14 protein-coding genes are annotated in these 18,439 nt (G+C 52.9%); 3 read left to right on the top strand and 11 right to left on the bottom strand.

Translation table 11 applies throughout. The annotated features are described in order from the left end of the window. A partial coding sequence (locus Q8W22_RS04020) for a transposase (RefSeq protein ID WP_305451669.1) occupies positions 1-330 on the top strand: 330 nt, incomplete at its 5' end. A 168-nt stretch (positions 331-498) separates the two neighbouring features. Here the strand turns inward: Q8W22_RS04020 and Q8W22_RS04015 are convergent. Beyond that, positions 499-705, bottom strand: coding sequence for a cold-shock protein (locus Q8W22_RS04015; protein WP_303431885.1), 207 nt, complete (start codon positions 703-705; stop codon positions 499-501). 755 nt (positions 706-1,460) lie between these two features. Between Q8W22_RS04015 and Q8W22_RS04010 the strand changes: the two genes are divergently transcribed. Next, positions 1,461-2,591, top strand: coding sequence for a peptidoglycan-binding domain-containing protein (locus tag Q8W22_RS04010; RefSeq protein WP_303431884.1), 1,131 nt, complete (start codon positions 1,461-1,463; stop codon positions 2,589-2,591). A gap of 111 nt (positions 2,592-2,702) precedes the next feature. On the opposite strand, the gene Q8W22_RS04005 is transcribed toward Q8W22_RS04010, so the two are convergent. From Q8W22_RS04005 to bktB, 4 genes are all read right to left on the bottom strand, one after another. Then, on the bottom strand, positions 2,703-4,385 hold the full coding sequence (locus tag Q8W22_RS04005) for an electron transfer flavoprotein-ubiquinone oxidoreductase (protein WP_305451668.1): 1,683 nt from the start codon (positions 4,383-4,385) through the stop codon (positions 2,703-2,705). Between the two features lie 265 nt (positions 4,386-4,650). Further along, positions 4,651-6,423 carry an acyl-CoA dehydrogenase gene (locus Q8W22_RS04000; protein WP_303431882.1) on the bottom strand — a complete coding sequence of 591 codons (1,773 nt, stop codon included), beginning with the start codon at positions 6,421-6,423 and terminating at the stop codon, positions 4,651-4,653. A gap of 86 nt (positions 6,424-6,509) precedes the next feature. Continuing rightward, entirely contained in the window at positions 6,510-8,648 is a 2,139-nt protein-coding gene (fadB, locus tag Q8W22_RS03995; RefSeq protein WP_305451667.1) for a fatty acid oxidation complex subunit alpha FadB, read from the bottom strand. Positions 8,649-8,870: 222 nt separating this feature from the next. Continuing rightward, positions 8,871-10,049 carry a beta-ketothiolase BktB gene (gene bktB / locus Q8W22_RS03990; protein WP_368501362.1) on the bottom strand — a complete coding sequence of 393 codons (1,179 nt, stop codon included), beginning with the start codon at positions 10,047-10,049 and terminating at the stop codon, positions 8,871-8,873. Positions 10,050-10,244: 195 nt separating this feature from the next. On the opposite strand from bktB, the gene Q8W22_RS03985 reads away from it, so the two are divergent. Beyond that, a complete protein-coding gene (locus Q8W22_RS03985; protein ID WP_303431880.1) occupies positions 10,245-11,264 on the top strand; it encodes an AraC family transcriptional regulator in 1,020 nt (339 codons plus the stop codon). Between the two features lie 338 nt (positions 11,265-11,602). On the opposite strand, the gene Q8W22_RS03980 is transcribed toward Q8W22_RS03985, so the two are convergent. From Q8W22_RS03980 to Q8W22_RS03955, 6 genes are all read right to left on the bottom strand, one after another. Beyond that, positions 11,603-13,255, bottom strand: a complete 1,653-nt coding sequence (locus tag Q8W22_RS03980; RefSeq protein WP_305414010.1) for an acyl-CoA synthetase — start codon at positions 13,253-13,255, stop codon at positions 11,603-11,605. A gap of 87 nt (positions 13,256-13,342) precedes the next feature. Beyond that, positions 13,343-14,317: a branched-chain amino acid ABC transporter permease gene (locus Q8W22_RS03975; RefSeq protein ID WP_303431911.1), complete on the bottom strand. Its 975-nt coding sequence runs from the start codon at positions 14,315-14,317 to the stop codon at positions 13,343-13,345. A 19-nt stretch (positions 14,318-14,336) separates the two neighbouring features. Continuing rightward, entirely contained in the window at positions 14,337-15,224 is an 888-nt protein-coding gene (locus tag Q8W22_RS03970) for a branched-chain amino acid ABC transporter permease (RefSeq protein WP_303431877.1), read from the bottom strand. A gap of 138 nt (positions 15,225-15,362) precedes the next feature. Then, the gene (locus Q8W22_RS03965) at positions 15,363-16,598 is read right to left on the bottom strand and encodes an ABC transporter substrate-binding protein (protein WP_303431876.1); all 1,236 of its coding nucleotides are present in this window, start codon (positions 16,596-16,598) and stop codon (positions 15,363-15,365) included. Between the two features lie 51 nt (positions 16,599-16,649). Next, positions 16,650-17,423 carry an ABC transporter ATP-binding protein gene (locus Q8W22_RS03960; protein ID WP_368501361.1) on the bottom strand — a complete coding sequence of 258 codons (774 nt, stop codon included), beginning with the start codon at positions 17,421-17,423 and terminating at the stop codon, positions 16,650-16,652. Further along, a complete protein-coding gene (locus tag Q8W22_RS03955; protein ID WP_303431875.1) occupies positions 17,420-18,190 on the bottom strand; it encodes an ABC transporter ATP-binding protein in 771 nt (256 codons plus the stop codon). The genes Q8W22_RS03960 and Q8W22_RS03955 overlap by 4 nt, the downstream gene beginning before the upstream one ends. Positions 18,191-18,439 lie beyond the last annotated feature (249 nt).

Genomic DNA, 18,439 nt, shown 5'->3' with positions numbered 1-18,439 from the left:
CTGGAAGCGAAATGGGGCGCGCAATACCCGCTGGTGATCAAGTCCTGGCGGAGTAAGTGGGAGAATCTCTCCGTTTACTTCAAGTACCCGGAACAGGTGCGCAAAGCGATTTACACGACCAATGCGGTTGAGGCGGTGCATCGCCAGTTCCGTAAACTGACCAAGACCAAAGGTGGCTTCGCCCATGAAAACGCATTGCTCAAGCTGCTGTACGCAGGTATGTTGAAGGCATCCGAAAAGTGGACGCATCCGGTGCAAAACTGGAACCTGACGCTGTCGCAGCTGAGCATCCACTTCGAAGGACGGATCGACGGCTACGTGGATCTGTAAGTAATGGGTGACACAGAACTATGAACACCCTCGGATGATTGCTCGCCGAGCAGCCGATGTCAGGCAGGTTGACCCTTCTTTTCCACCCTGCAATTCACCGAATAGCAGGCACAAAAAAACGGGCACCAGGCCCGTTCTTTTATGTACTACTTAATTCACATCAGCGAATCAGATAGCAACGATGTTTTCAGCTTGTGGACCTTTCTGGCCAGGCTTAACAGTGAATTCAACACGTTGGCCTTCAGCCAAAGTTTTGAAGCCAGTGCTAGCAATAGCGCTGAAGTGAGCAAAAACGTCTGGGCCATTTTCTTGTTCAATAAAACCAAAGCCTTTTGCTTCGTTGAACCATTTTACTACGCCAGTTGTCTTAGACATTTTAATATTCCTGTATAAATAGAAGATAAGGCAGTGCGATTAATTCGCAAGCCAATCGCTGGAACTCAATTGGTGCTTATCTACTACAAACGAGGGAATATAAACTACTACTTCGAAGGGTACTAATAAATAAGGGCAATGCTTTCAAGCTGTGAACAAGTATACGCACAAATAGCTCCATGGCAACCATTATTTACCCTGCCGGAAAGTACCGACTCTCTCAACGTCTTCGACCTGCTTCATACCACTCCCAAAACAGCAGGCAACCACTTTTGCCGCAAAGCCAAATCTGCCATCAATCCCGACTCAACCCGACCGATGGCATTCGGAACACCGCCCATCCTTGGCCTTATTCTCCATTCAGTCACTCTACAAAGAGAGCAAACAGCCTGTTTATCAACACAAACACTGCATTTTCATCCGTGTTGTAACAATAATTGATCAAGCTAGGGAACCAATAAAGAACTTGGTGCATACTAGACTCACAGTACCCAAATCACGTTAAACTTCAGGATAAAGCCCTATCAGGGCCGCTGCGTTTGCAGTGTGTATTCCAGAACCAGTTTAATAAGCTAAACTAGGCCGGAAACGCCTTTAAAATGCGGATTTTCGTATTCAGAAGCGCTTCTTGGGCTTTATATTGGGCATGCCGGCGACACCATGGTTGGCCTGTACCAGACAGCATGGTGTCGATTGACGATTCCTTACACGTTAGCCTGTCGACTCAAACATCTTACGCAACGGAGCACAACTAGATGAACAAAAAAAACTACCTTCTTTCAGCACTGACACTGGCCGTCATGGCTGGCTGCGCTAGCCAGCCATCCAGCGACACGGCGTCTGCTACGCTGGAAGATTTTCCGGAATACCAAAGCCTGAAAGAATCCCGTGACGAACTGGAGCAGGAGAACGCCAAGTTAAAGGCTGAAGTAGAAGAAACCAAGGCGATGGCCGCCGGACAGGTAGAGGACTCCCAATCCATGGAGTCCATGTCAATGACGCCAACGGCTGACTCTGTCATGCCACCCAATGCCGTACCTGGCCACTGTTACGCCCGTCTGGTTATTCCTGAAGAATACGAAACCCAGATGCAACAGGTCATGGTATCTCCTGAGTTGTCCAAACTTGAGGTAGAACCAGCCAAGTACGAAATGGTGTCTGAAGAAGTTCTGGTCAGCGAAGAGTGGGAAGAGCTGGTCGTTGTACCCGCCACCTACAAAACGGTTACTGAAGAGGTTCTGGTCAAGGAAGCATCAACCAAACTGGTTAAGCTGCCAGCAGAATACGAAACCGTCGAAGAAAAAATTGTTATCCGTCCAGCCTACTCCACCTGGAAAAAAGGTAACGGCCCGATTGAGAAAATTGACGAAGCCACTGGCGAAATCATGTGTCTGGTCGAAGTGCCAGAAGAATCAAAAATCGTGACCAAAACCATTCTGGTAAAACCGGAACGTACCGAAGAAGTCGTTATCCCTGCTGAATACAAAACAGTTGAAAAACAAGTTGTTGATGTACCAGCACACACCACCAGCATCATTCACCCAGCTGTCTACGAAACTGTAGAAATTGAAAAAATGGTAGAAGCACCAAAAGAAATTGCTGAAACCATTCCTGCGGTTTATGAAGAAATTCCACAAACCGTCAAAGTCAAAGACGCACAACTGGAATGGCGTGAAATCCTCTGTGAAACCAACACCACAGAAGATGTTGTTGCTGAACTGCAACGTGCCCTGGAAGAGAAAGACTACAACCCAGGCCCTATCGATGGTGTTTACGGCTGGCAAACCATGAATGCAGTGACTCGTTTCCAAAAAGACAACGATCTGCCTTCTGGTCAACTGACCATTCAAACACTGCGTCTGCTGGGCGTTGCAAGCTGGGAATAATCCACTTGCCGGTGTAGCCATTCAATTGGTGTAACCACAAAAAAGGGCTGGCCATTTATTTGGCCAGCCCTTTTTTATTGGTGTTATAAAAGCCTGATGGCTTGGTCGCACTTACATATTCGGATAATTCGGCCCACCACTGCCTTCCGGTGTTACCCAATTGATATTCTGGGCCGGATCTTTAATGTCACAGGTTTTACAGTGCAAACAGTTCTGACCGCTGATTTGCAGCTGGTTTTTACCATCCGTTTCAATCACTTCATACACCCCGGCCGGGCAATAACGTTGTGCCGGTTCTGCGTATTTCGGCCAGTTCGAAGCCATTGGCACACTGGCATCTTTCAAGGTCAGGTGGCATGGCTGGTTTTCTTCATGGAAGGTATTCGACAAAAACACCGAGGTCAGCTTGTCGAAACTGAGTACACCATCCGGTTTCGGATATTCGATCTTGACGCACTCAGTGACGGGTTTCATTTGAGCATAATCAAGGTGATTGTCATGCAAGGTGAAAGGCAGCTTGCCGTTGAAGATATTCTGGTCGATAAAGTTGAAAGCACCACCAATCAAAGTACCAAACTTGTGTAACGCCGGGCCGAAATTCCGGGTAGCGTACAGTTCTTCGTACACCCAGGAAGCCTCAAACCGCTCCGCATACCCCTGGAGATCCTTGCCGCCTTCGTCACCAGCAGCAACAGCGGCAAATATTTCCTCAGCCGCCAGCATGCCGGTTTTCATCGCCGTATGAACCCCCTTGATCTTGGCCGCATTCAGGGTGCCTGCATTACAGCCACTCAACAAACCGCCAGGGAAATGCATTTTTGGCAGGGCATTCAAGCCGCCCTTGGCAATGGCACGGGCGCCGTAAGAAACCCGTTTTCCGCCTTCCAGATAGTTCGCCAATACCGGGTGATGTTTGAGCGTCTGGAATTCATCATAGGGATTCAACCAGGGATTGCTGTAATTCAGATCCACGATCAGGCCAACCACTACTTGCTGGTTTTCTGCATGGTAGAGGAAGAAACCACCACCGGTACCGTCTTTACCGGCTCCGGTTAATGGCCAGCCCGCACCATGGATCACCAGACCGGGTTGATGTTTGTCGGCCGGAATATCCCACAATTCTTTCAAGCCGATGCCATAGTGTTGGGCATCAGCGTCTTTATCCAGTTCAAATCGTTGATATAACTCTTTACCCAGGCTACCCCGGCAACCTTCCGCAAAAATAGTGTATTTACCCAACAGATCCATACCGGGCGTATACATGCCGTCTTTCGGCTGACCTTGGGCATTCACCCCCATATCACCTGTTGATATTCCCGCAACCGACCCGTCATCGTTATACACAATGCCAGCCGCGGCAAAACCGGGATAGATTTCCACCCCCAGCGCTTCTGCTTGCTGGCCCAGCCAGCGACACAGATTACCCAGGCTAACAACGTAATTGGTTGTGCTGCCCAGATGCGCATTGTGCATGGTTTTAGGGATCATCATGCCGGGTAGCTTCACCGCTTTTTGCGGGTCTTTGAGCAAATACAGCTCGTCTTCGACTACCGGAGTATTCAAGGGTGCACCGAGTGCTTGCCAGTCCGGTAGCAGCTCATCCAGAGCACGGGTTTCTATCACCGCGCCGGAAAGAATATGCGCCCCGACTTCAGAGCCTTTTTCGACCACACAAATGGTCAGTTCCTGACCCTGCTCCTGCGCCAGTTGGGCCAGTCGTATCGAGGCACTGAGGCCAGATGGACCTGCGCCGACAATGACGACATCGTAGGCCATGGATTCACGTTGGGTCATAGCTATCTCTCACGGTTCACAGCAGCATTCAGGATGCTCGTTATTATTGATTCAGGACAAACATTGGATTATCCATAAAAAGACCTCTGACCAACCCGAGTTGGCCAGAGGAAAGCCGATAACCAAAAGCGCGTTACCGGCGAATTGTCGGAACAGGGTGAGCCCGACAATCCATGCTCATATCACCTTTGCTTCAAGCGATATATCCAGCCCCGGTCGATTTTGCATGTTCCGGGGTTGTTAAGGCAGAGCCGTTATCAGGGGCCTAGAACTGGTCGTTGGTCAGTCCCATGATGCTTTCGCTACCGGCCAGCAAGGCAGAAGCATGCGCCTGATGACGTGGCACCATGTGCTCGCAGAAGAAACGGGCAGTCACCAGCTTGGCTTGCAGGAATTCAGGATCTCCCTGACCTGCATCCAGCATGGCTTTGGCTTTTTCTGCACTTCTCGCCATCAGCCAGCCACCAGTGACATAACCCATTTGCATCATGAAGTTGACCGCAGCACTGCCCAGCAAATGAGCATCAGAGCGCGCATTGGCCAGAATAAAATCACGGCTTTGCTTGGCGGTTGCCAACGCCGCGTCGAGCTGATCCAGAGCACTGTCTGGCAATACCGCGGCAGCCCGGGCAGACGCTGCAGTCGCCTCCATTTCGGTCAACAGGCCGGTCAGTACTTCTCCGCCGTTGGACAGGGTTTTACGGCCAATCAGATCCAGTGCCTGAATCGCTGTGGTGCCTTCATAAATCGGCAGAATCCGGGCATCACGATAGTGCTGGGCTGCACCGGCTTCTTCGATAAAGCCCGCTCCACCGTGAATCTGTACTGCCAGGGAAGTCAGCTCCACAGAGAGTTCGGTACACCAGCCTTTGACAATCGGGGTATACAGCTCGGCACGAGCCATATGCGCCGCGGCGTCATCACCACCCACCAGACGGGTGCGATCCAGCTCGGCCGATGCCATCAGGGCCAGTGCCCGCATCGCTTCCGTGGTGCTCTTGATGGTCATCAACATGCGACGGATATCCGGGTGCTCGATAATGGCAATACGGCTGCCGTCTCGCAGCGTGCCCTGGATACGGTCCTTGGAGTACTGGAGCGCCAGCTGATAAGCCCGTTCCGATACCGACAGTCCTTGTACACCCACACCCTGACGGGCATCGTTCATCATGGTGAACATGTACTTCAGGCCCTGGTGCGGTTCGCCAACCAGATAACCCAATGAGTTTTCAAATTCCATCACACAGGTCGGGCTGCCATGGATACCCAGCTTGTGTTCCAGCGACAGGGCGCTGGCAGTATTCAGTTCGGCAGTGGTTTGGCCGTTTTCATCCAGCAGGAATTTCGGAACGATAAACAGCGAGATACCTTTCACACCAGCCGGTGCATCTGGCAGACGAGCCAGCACCAGGTGAATGATGTTCTCGGTCATCTGGTGATCACCCCAAGTGATAAAGATCTTGGTACCACTGACGCGATAGGCATCGCCATCCGCAACGGCACGGGACTTGATCGCCGCCAGGTCAGACCCCGCATCAGGTTCGGTCAGGTTCATGGTGCCAGTCCACTCACCGGAAATCAGCTTCGGCAAGTAGGTGTTTTTCATCTCGTCGCTGCCGTGGTGCGACAGTGCTTCGATTGCCCCCTGGCTCAACAGTGGACACAGGGCAAATGCCATATTGGCAGAATGCCAGATTTCATTAACCGCGGTGCTCAGCACCTTCGGCAGACCCTGACCACCAAATTCTTCCGGTGCATTCAGCGATAACCAGCCACCTTCTGTCATCTGCGCATAGGCTTCCTTGAAGCCCGGTGTCTGATGAACACCTTGCGCGTCGATACTGGCCCCTTTTTCATCACCTTCACGGTTTAAGGGTGCCAGTACACCGGCACCCAGCTTGCCAGCTTCTTCGACTACCGTGTTGGCCAACTCCATGTTGATGCCTTCCAGGCCAGCGTCTTCACACAGAGAGTCAAAACCAACCAGTTGGTCCAGTACAAATTCTGCGTCACGGTAAGGATGCTGATAATCACTCATAAATTGATTTCCTTGTTAGCCGTACCGCTCGCCCGTTCAGCGAGCGGCATTGGTATTAATAAAATGGGTGTTGATACATAAAGCGTTTAATAAAAGGTGTTGCCATTGGCAACCATGGCCTTGATGCCATCAGTCAACTCGTACAACGGACCACATTCCGCATGGGTCTCAACCTGGGCAGCAAATACTGCGGCACCCAGGTTGTCGATATAGCGTAATGCACCACCCCGGAAACGTGGAAAACCCAGTCCCAGAATCAGGCCCATATCAGCTTCCGTTGCTGAAGCGACGATGCTTTCTTCCAGACACCGTGCGGTTTCCAGACACATCGGTATCATCATACGCTCGATAATTTCAGCATCCGTGATCTCAGTGCTACGAGTGACGCGTTGAGACAAAATCGTGGCCACTTTTTCAGAACGACGCTTGTAACGCTTGCCATGTTCATCCGTGCCGTATTTATAAAAACCGATACCATTCTTCTGACCCAGAGCGCCCTGCTCCAATAAGGTTTCGATAATCGGGCGATCGTCGTGACCCATACGCTCAGGAAAGCCGTCTTCCAGTACCTTGTCGGCATGCACCATGGTATCCAGACCAATCACATCGGCCAGATAGGCCGGACCCATTGGCCAGCCAAACTGCTCCATTACCTGGTCGATCCGCTCAAAATCCACCCCGTCCATCAGCAGCCGGTTAAAGCCGTTGAAATAGGGGAACAACACCCGATTCACCAGGAATCCGGGGCAGTCGTTTACCACAATCGGGATTTTGCCCATTGAAGCGGCAAAGGCTACGGTCGTCGCGATTGTGTCATCGCTGGTCTGGCTGCCCCGAATCACTTCCACCAACTTCATGGCGTGTACTGGATTAAAGAAGTGCATACCGCAGAATTTATCCGGACGCTGCAGACTCTCGGCCAGCAAATCGATAGAAATCGTTGACGTATTCGTGGCGACAATGGTGTTCTCGGAAACCTTGTGCTCAACCTCAGCCAGCACGGCCCGTTTGACATCAACCCGCTCCACAACAGCCTCAACAACATAGTCGACGTCGGTAAAGCCTTCATATGTGAGTGTTGGATGAATAGCTGCCAGGATGGCTTCTTTTCCGGCCTCGGTCATGCGTCCTTTGCTGATACTGCGATCCAGAATGCTACCCGCATGACTGATACCCAGATCCAGCGCTTCCTGGTTAATGTCTTTCATCAGCATCGGCGTACCATTCAGGGCCGCTTGATAACCGATACCGCCACCCATGATCCCGGCACCCAGAACGGCGGCCTTGCCAACCGGATGGGCCTGCTTGGCCCAGCGTTTGGTTTCGCGCTTGAGGTATTGATCATTAAGAAACAGTCCAACCAGGTTTTTGGCTTCCACACCACTGGCCAGCTCACCAAAGATCTGGGCTTCCATCGCCTGCGCCTTGTAGAAATCTTCGGTCATGGCTGCGGTGATGGTCGACAAAATTGCAGGAGCAGCGGGATAACGAGGGTCCAGCTTTTTACCCAGCGTCTGCTGCAGGTTTGCCATGGCAGCAGCCGTCTCGGCGTTGTTTTCCAATGCTTCCTGCTTGCGATGACGATTAGCCAGATAATCACGCTCGCCGGCGATGGCTTCTTGCAGCAAGGCACGAGCGCTGTCGAGCAATTGATCGCCATCAACAACGCTATCCAACGCCCCCTGTTGCTGTGCCTGTGCTGCTTTTACCGGTTTGCCCGACAGAATCCAGCCCAGTGCCGCTTCGGCACCCACCAGGCGACTCAATCGCACCGTACCGCCCCAGCCAGGGCAAATACCCAGAGTGACTTCCGGGAATCCAAGTCTGGCGCTGGTGTCAGCAATGCGGAAATCGGCCGACAATGCCAGTTCCATTCCGCCACCCAATGCCATGCCATTAACGGCGGCGACTGTTGGGTAAGGCAGTTTTTCAATTGTATTAAACAGCCCATGAACCTTACTGGCCCAACGGGAAATATCAGCAGCCGACAGGCCGAATAACTCAGTAAACTCGGTAATGTCCGCTCCTAGCACAAAGGCCGGCTTGGCACTGCGGATTAACAATCCCTGTACATTCGCCTGGGTACCCAGCGCCGCCAGCGCCTGACCCAGTTCATCCTGAAGATGGGCGTTCAACACGTTAACAGAGGCTTCATGGGTATCCAAAACCAGCTCGGCGATTCCCGAGTCGGTCAATGTCAGCGTTACCGATTGTCCAGCATACATAGTGAGCTCCTTTTCTGTGATGGCTGAGAGTCAATGTGAACAACGACATTACTCTCAAAAACCGAACCATGGTGAAATCTGTGGTGTTAATACCCCAAACCTTGAGGCAACACCGCCTTTGAATAATGTTTCTATTATTGCGAGGAAAGGTGGTGCCAATATTGTTTAACGGCTCATTTTTGTACCATGAGACAGCACCACCAATCTTGATTCAATCCTGTATTAGTCGCGCGCAAACAGTGCCGCAATACCCTGGCCACCTCCGATGCACAAACTCACCATGGCGTATCGACCACCGATGCGTTCCAGTTCGTACAGGGCTTTGACGGTAATGATGGCACCTGTGGCACCAATAGGATGGCCAAGTGCAATACCACTGCCATTCGGGTTCAGACGTTCCTGTGGCAGCTTCAGTTCACGAGCCACTGCCAACGACTGCGCGGCAAAGGCTTCGTTGACTTCATAGACATCAATATCGTTGGCACTCAAGCCCTGGCGTTCCAGAATCTGGCGCATCACCGGTACCGGGCCAATGCCCATGATTTTGGGATCAACCCCATGGACGGCGTAATCCACCAGTCGCCCAAGCACCGGGACACCTCGAGCCGTTGCCGCTTCACGCTCCATCAAGACCAATGCCGCTGCGCCATCGTTAAGGCCAGACGCATTACCGGCCGTCACCGTGCCATCTTTCTTGAATACCGGGCGCAATTTCTCCATATCCGCCACACTGCAATCCATGCGGACATGTTCATCTTGTTTGAATTCTTTCGGACCTTTGCGCGACTTCAGTTCAATCGGCAATATCTGGCTTTCGAAATAACCGTTTTCAATGGCGTTCTGGGCACGCTGATGACCCTGAGCGGCATAAGCGTCCTGATCAGCACGGGAAATATGGTATTGCTCAGCCACGTTTTCAGCGGTCACGCCCATATGAATATGATTAAACGGACAGGTTAACGCCGACACCATCGGGTCAATCATGGCACCATCTCCCATACGCTGGCCAAACCGGGCCGTCGGCAGATGATAAGGAGCACGGCTCATCGATTCTGCACCACCGGCAATAACCGTTTCTGCCAAGCCCAGTTGCACTTGCTGCGCCGCACTGATCACCGCCTGCAAGCCGCTGCCGCACAAGCGGTTCAGCGTCAGTGCCGGGGCTGACTCACGTACACCACCATTCACGGCAGCCACCCGAGCGATATACATATCACGAGGTTCGGAGTGGATCACATTACCAAACACCACCTGATCCACATCATCCCCGCTGATACCGGCGCGCTTGATGGCCTCGGCGACCATTGCAGTTGCCATATCACACACGGGCGTCTCTTTCAGACTGCCACCATACGTACCAATTGCAGCGCGAACGCCACTGACCACAACCACTTCTTTCATTATTATTCTCCTTGATTTGACGATGATCATCGCTGCCAGACAACAAAGGCGGATGATGCGCTGACCAGACACCACATTAGCCAATAGCAGCCTTGGCAGCCCATTGCCACACCAGCCGAATTCTTAACATTTTCGGACATCAGCGTTATGCTCTGGGCTAAGCAACCACTATGGCCCTCTTTCTGTGACGCCACTATGACGTTTGAACATCGTTCTATTTCCATGCACTACGCCCGCACCATTGCGACTGCTGCTCGCCGCCATGGACTGAACGACCGGCAACTGTTGGTCGATGCCGGACTCGATCCGGCACTGGTGAGTGCCGCCCACAGCCACCGCATGACATCGGAACAATTTGCGGCCCTGTTGCTGGGTTACTGGCGTAGCGCCAACGATGAGTTTTTGGGTCAGACCCGCAACCCTGGCAAACACGGCACCTTTGCCTTGATGGCCAAGCAGGCCGTCAACGCCCGCAACCTGCGCGGCGTCTATCGTCATATCAGCCGCTTTTACGATCTGTTTACCGAGGAGTTCCAGCTCACGCTGGGTGAAGAAGGTGATGAAGCCTGGTTTGAAATGACGCTGACGCATCCGCAGCTGGATACAGATCATCTGTTTACCGAGTTTTTTCTGCTGCTGTGGCACCGCTTTCCCGGCTGGTTGATTGGTCGCTTGATTCCACTGGTGCGGGTTCAGGTCAATTATCCTCGCCCTGCCCATGGCCGGGAATACCGCCTGATTTTTCCGTCGGATGTGATGTTCGAACAGCCCAGAATTGCGCTGGTTTTCGACCGCCAGTTGCTCAATGAACCCCTGGTACAAACGGAAGACACCCTGCGCCATCATCTCGAAAACGCTCCACTGGTGTGGGTCACACGGCCGAATTTTTTCCCGCATTACACGCGCAAGGTCAGTAATTACCTGCACCATTGCCTGCAAACCCGGCACACGCTCAATCAGGTCAGTATGGAAACCGCTGCAACTGAGCTGCACGTCACCAGCCGCACCTTGAGACGCAAGCTGACCCAGGAAAAAACCTCCTTTCAGGCACTCAAGGACAAGGTCCGGCAGGACCTCGCCATCCAGTTACTGAATCAGCCGGAACTCACCATCAGCCAGATATCCCAACGTCTGGGCTTCTCCGACCCTGCCGCATTCAGCCGGTCATTCAAGCGCTGGCTGGATATTCCACCGAAGGAATACCGCAAAAGCTGACGCGACTTGTATGCCTTGGGGAACCCTGGGGGCAGAGGAAGTATTGTCCGGTTTACACAGCCTTGTAGTGGCAAGTGCCAATATGAAGGAAAGGCGTGAACGCAACGCAGACTCAAAACAGGCAGAAATAAAACAGGCAGAGCGGGATACCCTGCCGGGCAGATAAAAGCTCGAAGCTCCCTCATGACCTGAAAGGAGTGGTAACAGATCATAAGGGAAAGCCGCTGGCTACTACAACAACTTCCGGAGTCGGGGAATGTTCTCTCCAGAATCGCAGCCTGTCAGCGACACCAGGCTGCCTGCCTGCCACCTCCTTGTGACACAAGATGAAACGGGCGTTAGCCTGCTACTTCATCCACATCCACAGCACCATCCTTGGCCCACTGGCGCAATTTGAATTTTTGCACCTTACCGGTTGAAGTACGGGGCAATGCAGCAAAAATTACTTTTCTTGGTGCTTTGAAGTGCGCCATGTTCTGACGACAGTAAGCAATGATTTCGTCCTCATCGACCTTGACACCGTCCGCCAGCGTGACAAACGCACAAGGGATTTCACCCCATTTTTCATCCGGTTTGGCCACGACTGCCGCATCTTCAATATCGGGATGGCGGAACAGGGTTTCTTCCACCTCGATGGAAGAGATATTTTCGCCACCGGAGATAATAATATCCTTGGAGCGATCCTTGATCTCAATATAACCATCTTCGTGCCAGACAGCCAAATCACCAGAATGGAACCAGCCGCCCTCAAAGGATTCATCCGTTGTGCTCGGGTTTTTCAGGTAGCCCTTCATCACCACATTGCCGCGCAGGAAAATTTCACCGATGGTTTCGCCATCTTTTTCAACCGGTTGCAAGGTTTCCGGATCGGCGACCATCATGCCTTCCTGCATCGGCACCTGTACGCCCTGACGGGCTTTCAGACGGGCGCGTTCAGCAACGCTCAGATCCTGCCATTCGTCTTTCCAGCAACAGACCACACAAGGGCCGTAGGTTTCCGTCAGGCCATAAACGTGCGTGACATCGAAGTTGATCGCTTCCATTTTTTCCAGCACGGATGGTGGTGGTGGCGCACCGGCGGTCATCACCTTGACGCTGTGATCCAGACCGGCACGCAGGGATTCATCCACGTTGGCAATCAGGTTCAGCACGATGGGTGCACCGCACATATGATCCACTTTTTCTGCCACGATCAGTTTGACAATATCGTCACCGCGCACATGGCGCAGGCAAACGCTGGCACCACCAATCGCAGCCATGGTCCAGGGGAAACACCAGCCATTGCAATGGAACATCGGCAAGGTCCACAAGTACGTTGCATCAGCCGTCATACCCCAGGACAAGGCGTTGGAAGCAGCATTCAGATACGCACCCCGGTGGTGATACACCACCCCTTTAGGGTCGCCGGTTGTGCCCGAAGTGTAGTTCAGTGTAATGGCATCCCATTCATTCGCCGGGCCACTCCAGCTGTCATTTTCGTCACCTTCGGCCAACAGCTGCTCGTAATCAAGCAAACCCAGCAGCTCGCCACCGTCAAAGGACGGATCATCGATATCGACCACAATCGGTGGTCTGGCCAACATATGCAGGGCTTTTTTGACCACCGCTGACATTTCGCGATCAACAATCAGCAGCTTGGTCTCGGCATGTTGCAGAATAAACGCCACGATCGGTGCATCCAGACGCGTATTGATGGAATTCAGTACCGCACCACACATTGGCACGCCAAAATGCGCCTCAAAATGTTCCGGTAAATTCGGTGCCATAATCGACACCGTATCACCCTTGCCAATTCCTCGTTTGCGCAAAGCACTGGCCAGCTGCACACAACGGCGATAGGTTTCATCCCAGTTACGGCGCACATCCCCATGAATCACTGCCGGTCGCTGCGGATAGACCAGCGCTGCCCGTTGCAGATATGACAGCGGACTGAGCGCCTGATAGTTGGCAGCTGCCGCGTCGAGGTGTTGGTCATAGATATTGTCAGTCATCGTATTTGCCTGCTGCTTTATGTTTGTTCCCATTTCAGTACACCGGATCGATCTTGCCAAACCGATGCACCACCTCTACAGAGGTTCCTATTTGCCAACTCTGCTGGCGCTGAAGTTCCGTGCCATCACGCGCTGGAACTCGCCCACCACGCCACGACGAAACGACAAAACACACATAACAAAGATGGCTCCCATTATGATATGGATATAATTACCCAGTTCACCACCGGAAAACAGTGTACTAATAGCGATCACGATCGCCGCTCCCACTACCGGGCCAAACAGGGTTCCCATTCCTCCCAGCAGCGTCATCAGCACCACTTCACCCGACATGTGCCAATGCGCATCAGTCAGACTTTCCAGCTCGAAGACCAGTGCCTTGGTCGACCCCGCCATGCCAGCCAGCGCAGCCGAAATCACAAAAGCCAATAACTTGTAATTCCCGACGCTGTAGCCCAACGATACCGCCCGCGGTTCGTTTTCACGAATCGCTTTTAATACCTGGCCAAAAGGAGAATGCACCGTGCGATACACCACAAAGAAGCCAAGCAGGAATACCGCCAGCACAAAATAATACATATTGAGGTTGTCGTTGAGATCGATCAGACCAAACAGCTCACCACGGGGAATCCCCTGCATGCCGTTTTCTCCGCCGGTAAAATCTGCCTGCAGATAGAAGAAAAACACCAGTTGGGCCAACGCCAACGTCACCATGGCAAAGTAGATCCCTTCGCGTTTCACCGACAGTTTGCCGAATACAAAACCCAGTATTGCTGAGGCCAGCGTGCCCACCAGCACACCCAGTTCCGGCGTCAGGCCAAAGTGCGTCATGGCATAGCCGGTGATATAACCACCGGTCGCCAGGAACGCTGCATGGCCAAACGACAACATACCAACAAACCCCAACATCAGGTTGAACGCACAGGCAAACAGTGCGAAACAAAGAAATTTCATCAGGAATACAGGGTACACCACCAGCGGAGCCAGCAAGCCAACGGAGATCAATCCCAGTATCAAAATCAGAGTCAAACCTCGTTGACGAGGTTGCGTTACTGCATTCATTTGGATTTGCGTCGTCATATCAGGCCTCTTTTCCGAACAGGCCGGAAGGTTTCACCAGCAACACCAGCACCATGACCATAAAGATCACTGTGGTGGATGCCTCGGGGTAAAAGTATTTGGTCAGTCCTTCGATAATGCCCATCATCAAGCCGGTCAGAATGGCACCACCGATCGATCCCATGCCGCCAATCACCACAATGGCGAACACCACAATCAGGATATTGGCACCCATATCCGGGCTGACCGAATACACGGGGGCCGCCAGCACTCCGGCCAGGCCAGCCAGGCCAACACCAAAGCCAAAGGTCAGGGTAATCATCAGCGGCACGTTGACACCAAACGCCTGCAGCAATGCCGGATTTTCTGTACCTGCTCGCAAATAGGCCCCCAGGCGGGTTTTTTCAATCACCCACCAGCTCGCCGCACAAACCAGCAGCGACACCAGAATGATCCAGGCGCGATACACCGGCAAATACATAAAACCGAGGTTATAACCGCCCTTGAGGGCATCCGGTATCGGATAGGATTGCCCGGAAGAACCGAACAAATGGCTGAACGTACCTTGCAGAATCAGGGCAATCCCGAAGGTCAGCAACAAGCTGTACAGATGATCCTGCCCGGCAATGGGGCGCACCAGCCAGCGCTCGATCAACATACCAATAGCCGCTACGGCCAGGGGCACCAACACCAGCGCCAGCCAGTAATTCACACCCAGATGATGCAACGCCAGCCAGGCCAGAAAAGCCCCCAGCATATACAGCGCCCCCTGGGCAAAATTGATAATACGCAGCAGGCCAAAAATAATGGCCAGCCCCAGCGCCAGCAGCGCATAAAACGAGCCGTTGATCAGGCCCACCAGCAGCTGCCCCAGCAGGGCAAACAGATTGATTCCCATAAAGGTAACCATAAGGTCTTCCTCTAATGCGATGACGCCAGCCACCGCGTTCTTGTTCTTGTATCGGGTGTGAGTCCAGTCACCCCGGCGGCGCATAACCGCCGGGCCGCTGTCCTGTACAACCTGTGTCTTACCTGAACACGGACAGGCTTACTTGAAGTTGCATTCCGGCTTCATGGCACCAAAGGCCTGATCCCCCGGAATCACGTGCTCAATCTCGTACAGGTCGTTGGGGTTGCTGCGCTCGCTGCCTTTTTTCACCCGCACCTGGTACATGTCGTACACCATGCGGCCATCGGCACGCAACGCGGCGTTGCGCGCAAACATATCGTCCGGTTTCTCGGCTTTCATTTGCGCCATCACCGCCTTGCCATCATCCGTGCCCGTGGCTTTGATCGCCTTGAGGTAATGCAAGGTAGAGGAGTAGGCACCGGCATGCGCCATGGTCGGAATGGCACCGGTACGATCAACAAAGCGTTTGGCCCAGGCACGGCTGGCATCATCACGATCCCAGTAGAACCCTGTGGTCAGACGCATATCGCCAATAATGTCGGCATCAATGGCTTTGGTATCCGATGCAAACACCAGCAATCCCACCATGGTCGCTTGCTGGTTAAGACCAAATTCCGCCGCCCCCTTGAGTGAGTTGACAAAGTCTTTGCCGGCGTTGGCCAGAGCGACCACATCGGCACCGGACGACATCGCCTGCAATACAAAAGAGGAATAATCCGTCGTTCCCAGCGGGGCCCGGGCAGAGCCCACCACGGTACCGCCATTACTTTCAATAATGCCGGTGGCAACACCTTCTAACGCATGTCCAAAGGCATAATCAGCAGTAATGAAAAACCATTTTTTCTTGCCGCTATCCATCAGCGGTTTCACCGTACCTCTGGCCAGAGCCACAACGTCATAGGTCCAGTGAGCGTTAAACGGCGAGCAGGTTTTGGTGGTAAAGGTATTGGAACCGGCACCGGAAATCAGAATCGGCTTTTCATTCACGTTGGCCACCTGTGCCACTGCGCCCACAACAGATGAAGCCACCAGCCCATTGATCGCATCAACGCCTTCGCTTTCGATCCATTCACGGGCTTTGGCAGATCCCAGATCCGGCTTGTTCTGATCGTCCGCCGACACCACTTCGATTGGCTTGCCGAGGACGCTACCGCCAAAATCCTCCACCGCCATATTGACAGCATCAACGCAGTGGCGGCCGCACAAATCGCCGTACGTACCACTCATGTCGGCCAGTACCCCGATCTTCACCTTGTTATCAGACAGCCCGGTAGCCGCCTGTGCAGACAGCGCTGCAACCGACATCAAGGCCGCCACAGAACAGTGCAGTGCCAGCTTGAAACCCGCCTTCGGTGTATTGGTATTCCGTTTCATTTGAACCTCTTTTATTGTTATTAATGGTTATTTGTTTTAATGGCTTGCGTATCAAACGCCCAGCAGGGCATTCAGTTGATCCTGCTTTTCGTGCAGTTGGTGTTGTTGGATTTCTTCGACGATATGGCCGTGTTCCATCACGTAATGACGGTCGGCAATCGGTGCCGCAAAATGGAAGTTCTGCTCAACCAGCAGAATGGTCAGGCCACGCTGTTTCAGCTGCATCAGCACCTCGGCCAGACGCTGCACAATCACCGGGGCCAGCCCTTCTGTGATTTCATCCAGTAGCAGAATATTGGCACCACTGCGCATGATTCTAGCCAGCGCCAGCATTTGCTGTTCACCCCCCGACAAGCGGGTTCCCTGACTGTAGCGACGCTCCGCCAGATTGGGGAACATGGCGTAGATTTCTTCCAGCGGTACGCCATCCGAACGCACGTCCGGTGGCAACATCAGGTTTTCTTCCACATTCAGACTGGAGAAAATGCCCCGCTCTTCCGGGCAAAACCCCAACCCCAGCCAGGCGATCTGGTGGGCTGGCATCGTGATGGTTTCCTGGCCATTGATCACCACACTGCCGGTGCGGCGACCCACCATATTCATAATGGATCGCAGCGTGGTCGAACGACCTGCGCCGTTGCGGCCCAGCAGAGTGACCAGCTCGCCCTGATTCACATACAGGTCAACCCCGTGGAGAATGTGTGATTCTCCGTAAAACGCATGCAGGTCGCTGACCCGGATTTTTTCATCACCGATTCGATGAGGCTGGCCATTGGAATCATTCTTTGGCTGGCTCGATGTTGGAGTGCTCAATGTATCCGTCATGCCGCCGTCTCCTTGTCTGCTGCCACACCCAGATACGCCTCACGAACCCGAGGATCGTCTGACACCGTGGCATAATCGCCTTCGGTCAGTACCGCTCCACGCTGCAAGACCGTAATCCGGTCAGCCAGCTGCGAGACCACTTTCAGGTTGTGCTCGACCATCAGAATGGTGCGATTATCTGCCACCGAACGGATCAGATTGGCGGTGCGCTCGACATCTTCCTGCCCCATGCCTTGTGTGGGTTCATCCAGCAGCAACATCTCCGGATCGAGGGCCAGCGTGGTGGCAATTTCCAGGGCGCGCTTGCGGCCATAAGACAAATCCACCGTCACCACCCGCGCAAAATCCTGTAATCCCACAGACTCCAGTAACTGCTCTGCCCGTTCGTTCAAGCGGTCTAATACCGACTCCGGTTTCCAGAAATGAAAGCTGTTGCCTTCCCGTTGCTGCAACGCAACCCGGACATTTTCCAGCACCGTCAAATTGGGGAATACCGCCGAAATCTGGAAGGAGCGCACCAGCCCCTGACGGGCAATGGCTGACGACTCAATCGCAGTAATATCACGGCCGTTAAACAGGATGGTGCCGGAGGTGGGGCTCAGATATTTGGTGAGCAGGTTGAATACCGTGGTTTTACCGGCGCCATTAGGGCCAATCAGGGCATGGATATGACCGCGCTGAATATTCAGGCTAACGTCATCCACGGCGGTAAAACCTTTGAATTCTTTCGTCAGGTGGTGCGTCTCGAGAATATAATTATTGTTCATTTCTCGTATCCGATGAGGTTGAAATCTGCTTGTCAGCCGGGGTATCTCACCTTGGCCAAGGGCATATTCAACGAATGTCTAATTGGCAAATATTATTTTTATAACCCGGGAATTTATAACCAGCCCCGGTGTTCAATAACCAAACTAGACGCACATCGTGTCGTGAATTTTTCTCAAATGTATCCAAATGTTTCACGGCGACATTTTTCATAAAAAATAACCCACCCGGGACAGGACATATTCTTCATA

Source organism: Oceanobacter sp. 1_MG-2023 (assembly GCF_030689025.1).
Lineage (GTDB): Bacteria > Pseudomonadota > Gammaproteobacteria > Pseudomonadales > Oceanobacteraceae > Oceanobacter.
This window is presented reverse-complemented; position numbering and strand designations above follow the sequence as displayed.

Excerpts from the sequence above, each read along its gene's own strand:
- Q8W22_RS03965 (WP_303431876.1), bottom strand. The coding sequence starts at position 16,598 with ATGAAACGGAATACCAATACACCGAAGGCGGGTTTCAAGCTGGCACTG.
- Q8W22_RS04010 (WP_303431884.1), top strand. The coding sequence starts at position 1,461 with ATGAACAAAAAAAACTACCTTCTTTCAGCACTGACACTGGCCGTCATG.
- fadB (WP_305451667.1), bottom strand. The coding sequence starts at position 8,648 with ATGTATGCTGGACAATCGGTAACGCTGACATTGACCGACTCGGGAATC.
- Q8W22_RS04000 (WP_303431882.1), bottom strand. The coding sequence starts at position 6,423 with ATGAGTGATTATCAGCATCCTTACCGTGACGCAGAATTTGTACTGGAC.
- Q8W22_RS03970 (WP_303431877.1), bottom strand. The coding sequence starts at position 15,224 with ATGGTTACCTTTATGGGAATCAATCTGTTTGCCCTGCTGGGGCAGCTG.
- Q8W22_RS04005 (WP_305451668.1), bottom strand. The coding sequence starts at position 4,385 with ATGACCCAACGTGAATCCATGGCCTACGATGTCGTCATTGTCGGCGCA.
- Q8W22_RS03960 (WP_368501361.1), bottom strand. The coding sequence starts at position 17,423 with ATGACGGATACATTGAGCACTCCAACATCGAGCCAGCCAAAGAATGAT.
- Q8W22_RS04015 (WP_303431885.1), bottom strand. The coding sequence starts at position 705 with ATGTCTAAGACAACTGGCGTAGTAAAATGGTTCAACGAAGCAAAAGGC.
- Q8W22_RS03955 (WP_303431875.1), bottom strand. The coding sequence starts at position 18,190 with ATGAACAATAATTATATTCTCGAGACGCACCACCTGACGAAAGAATTC.
- Q8W22_RS03975 (WP_303431911.1), bottom strand. The coding sequence starts at position 14,317 with ATGAATGCAGTAACGCAACCTCGTCAACGAGGTTTGACTCTGATTTTG.
- Q8W22_RS03985 (WP_303431880.1), top strand. The coding sequence starts at position 10,245 with ATGACGTTTGAACATCGTTCTATTTCCATGCACTACGCCCGCACCATT.
- Q8W22_RS03980 (WP_305414010.1), bottom strand. The coding sequence starts at position 13,255 with ATGACTGACAATATCTATGACCAACACCTCGACGCGGCAGCTGCCAAC.
- bktB (WP_368501362.1), bottom strand. The coding sequence starts at position 10,049 with ATGAAAGAAGTGGTTGTGGTCAGTGGCGTTCGCGCTGCAATTGGTACG.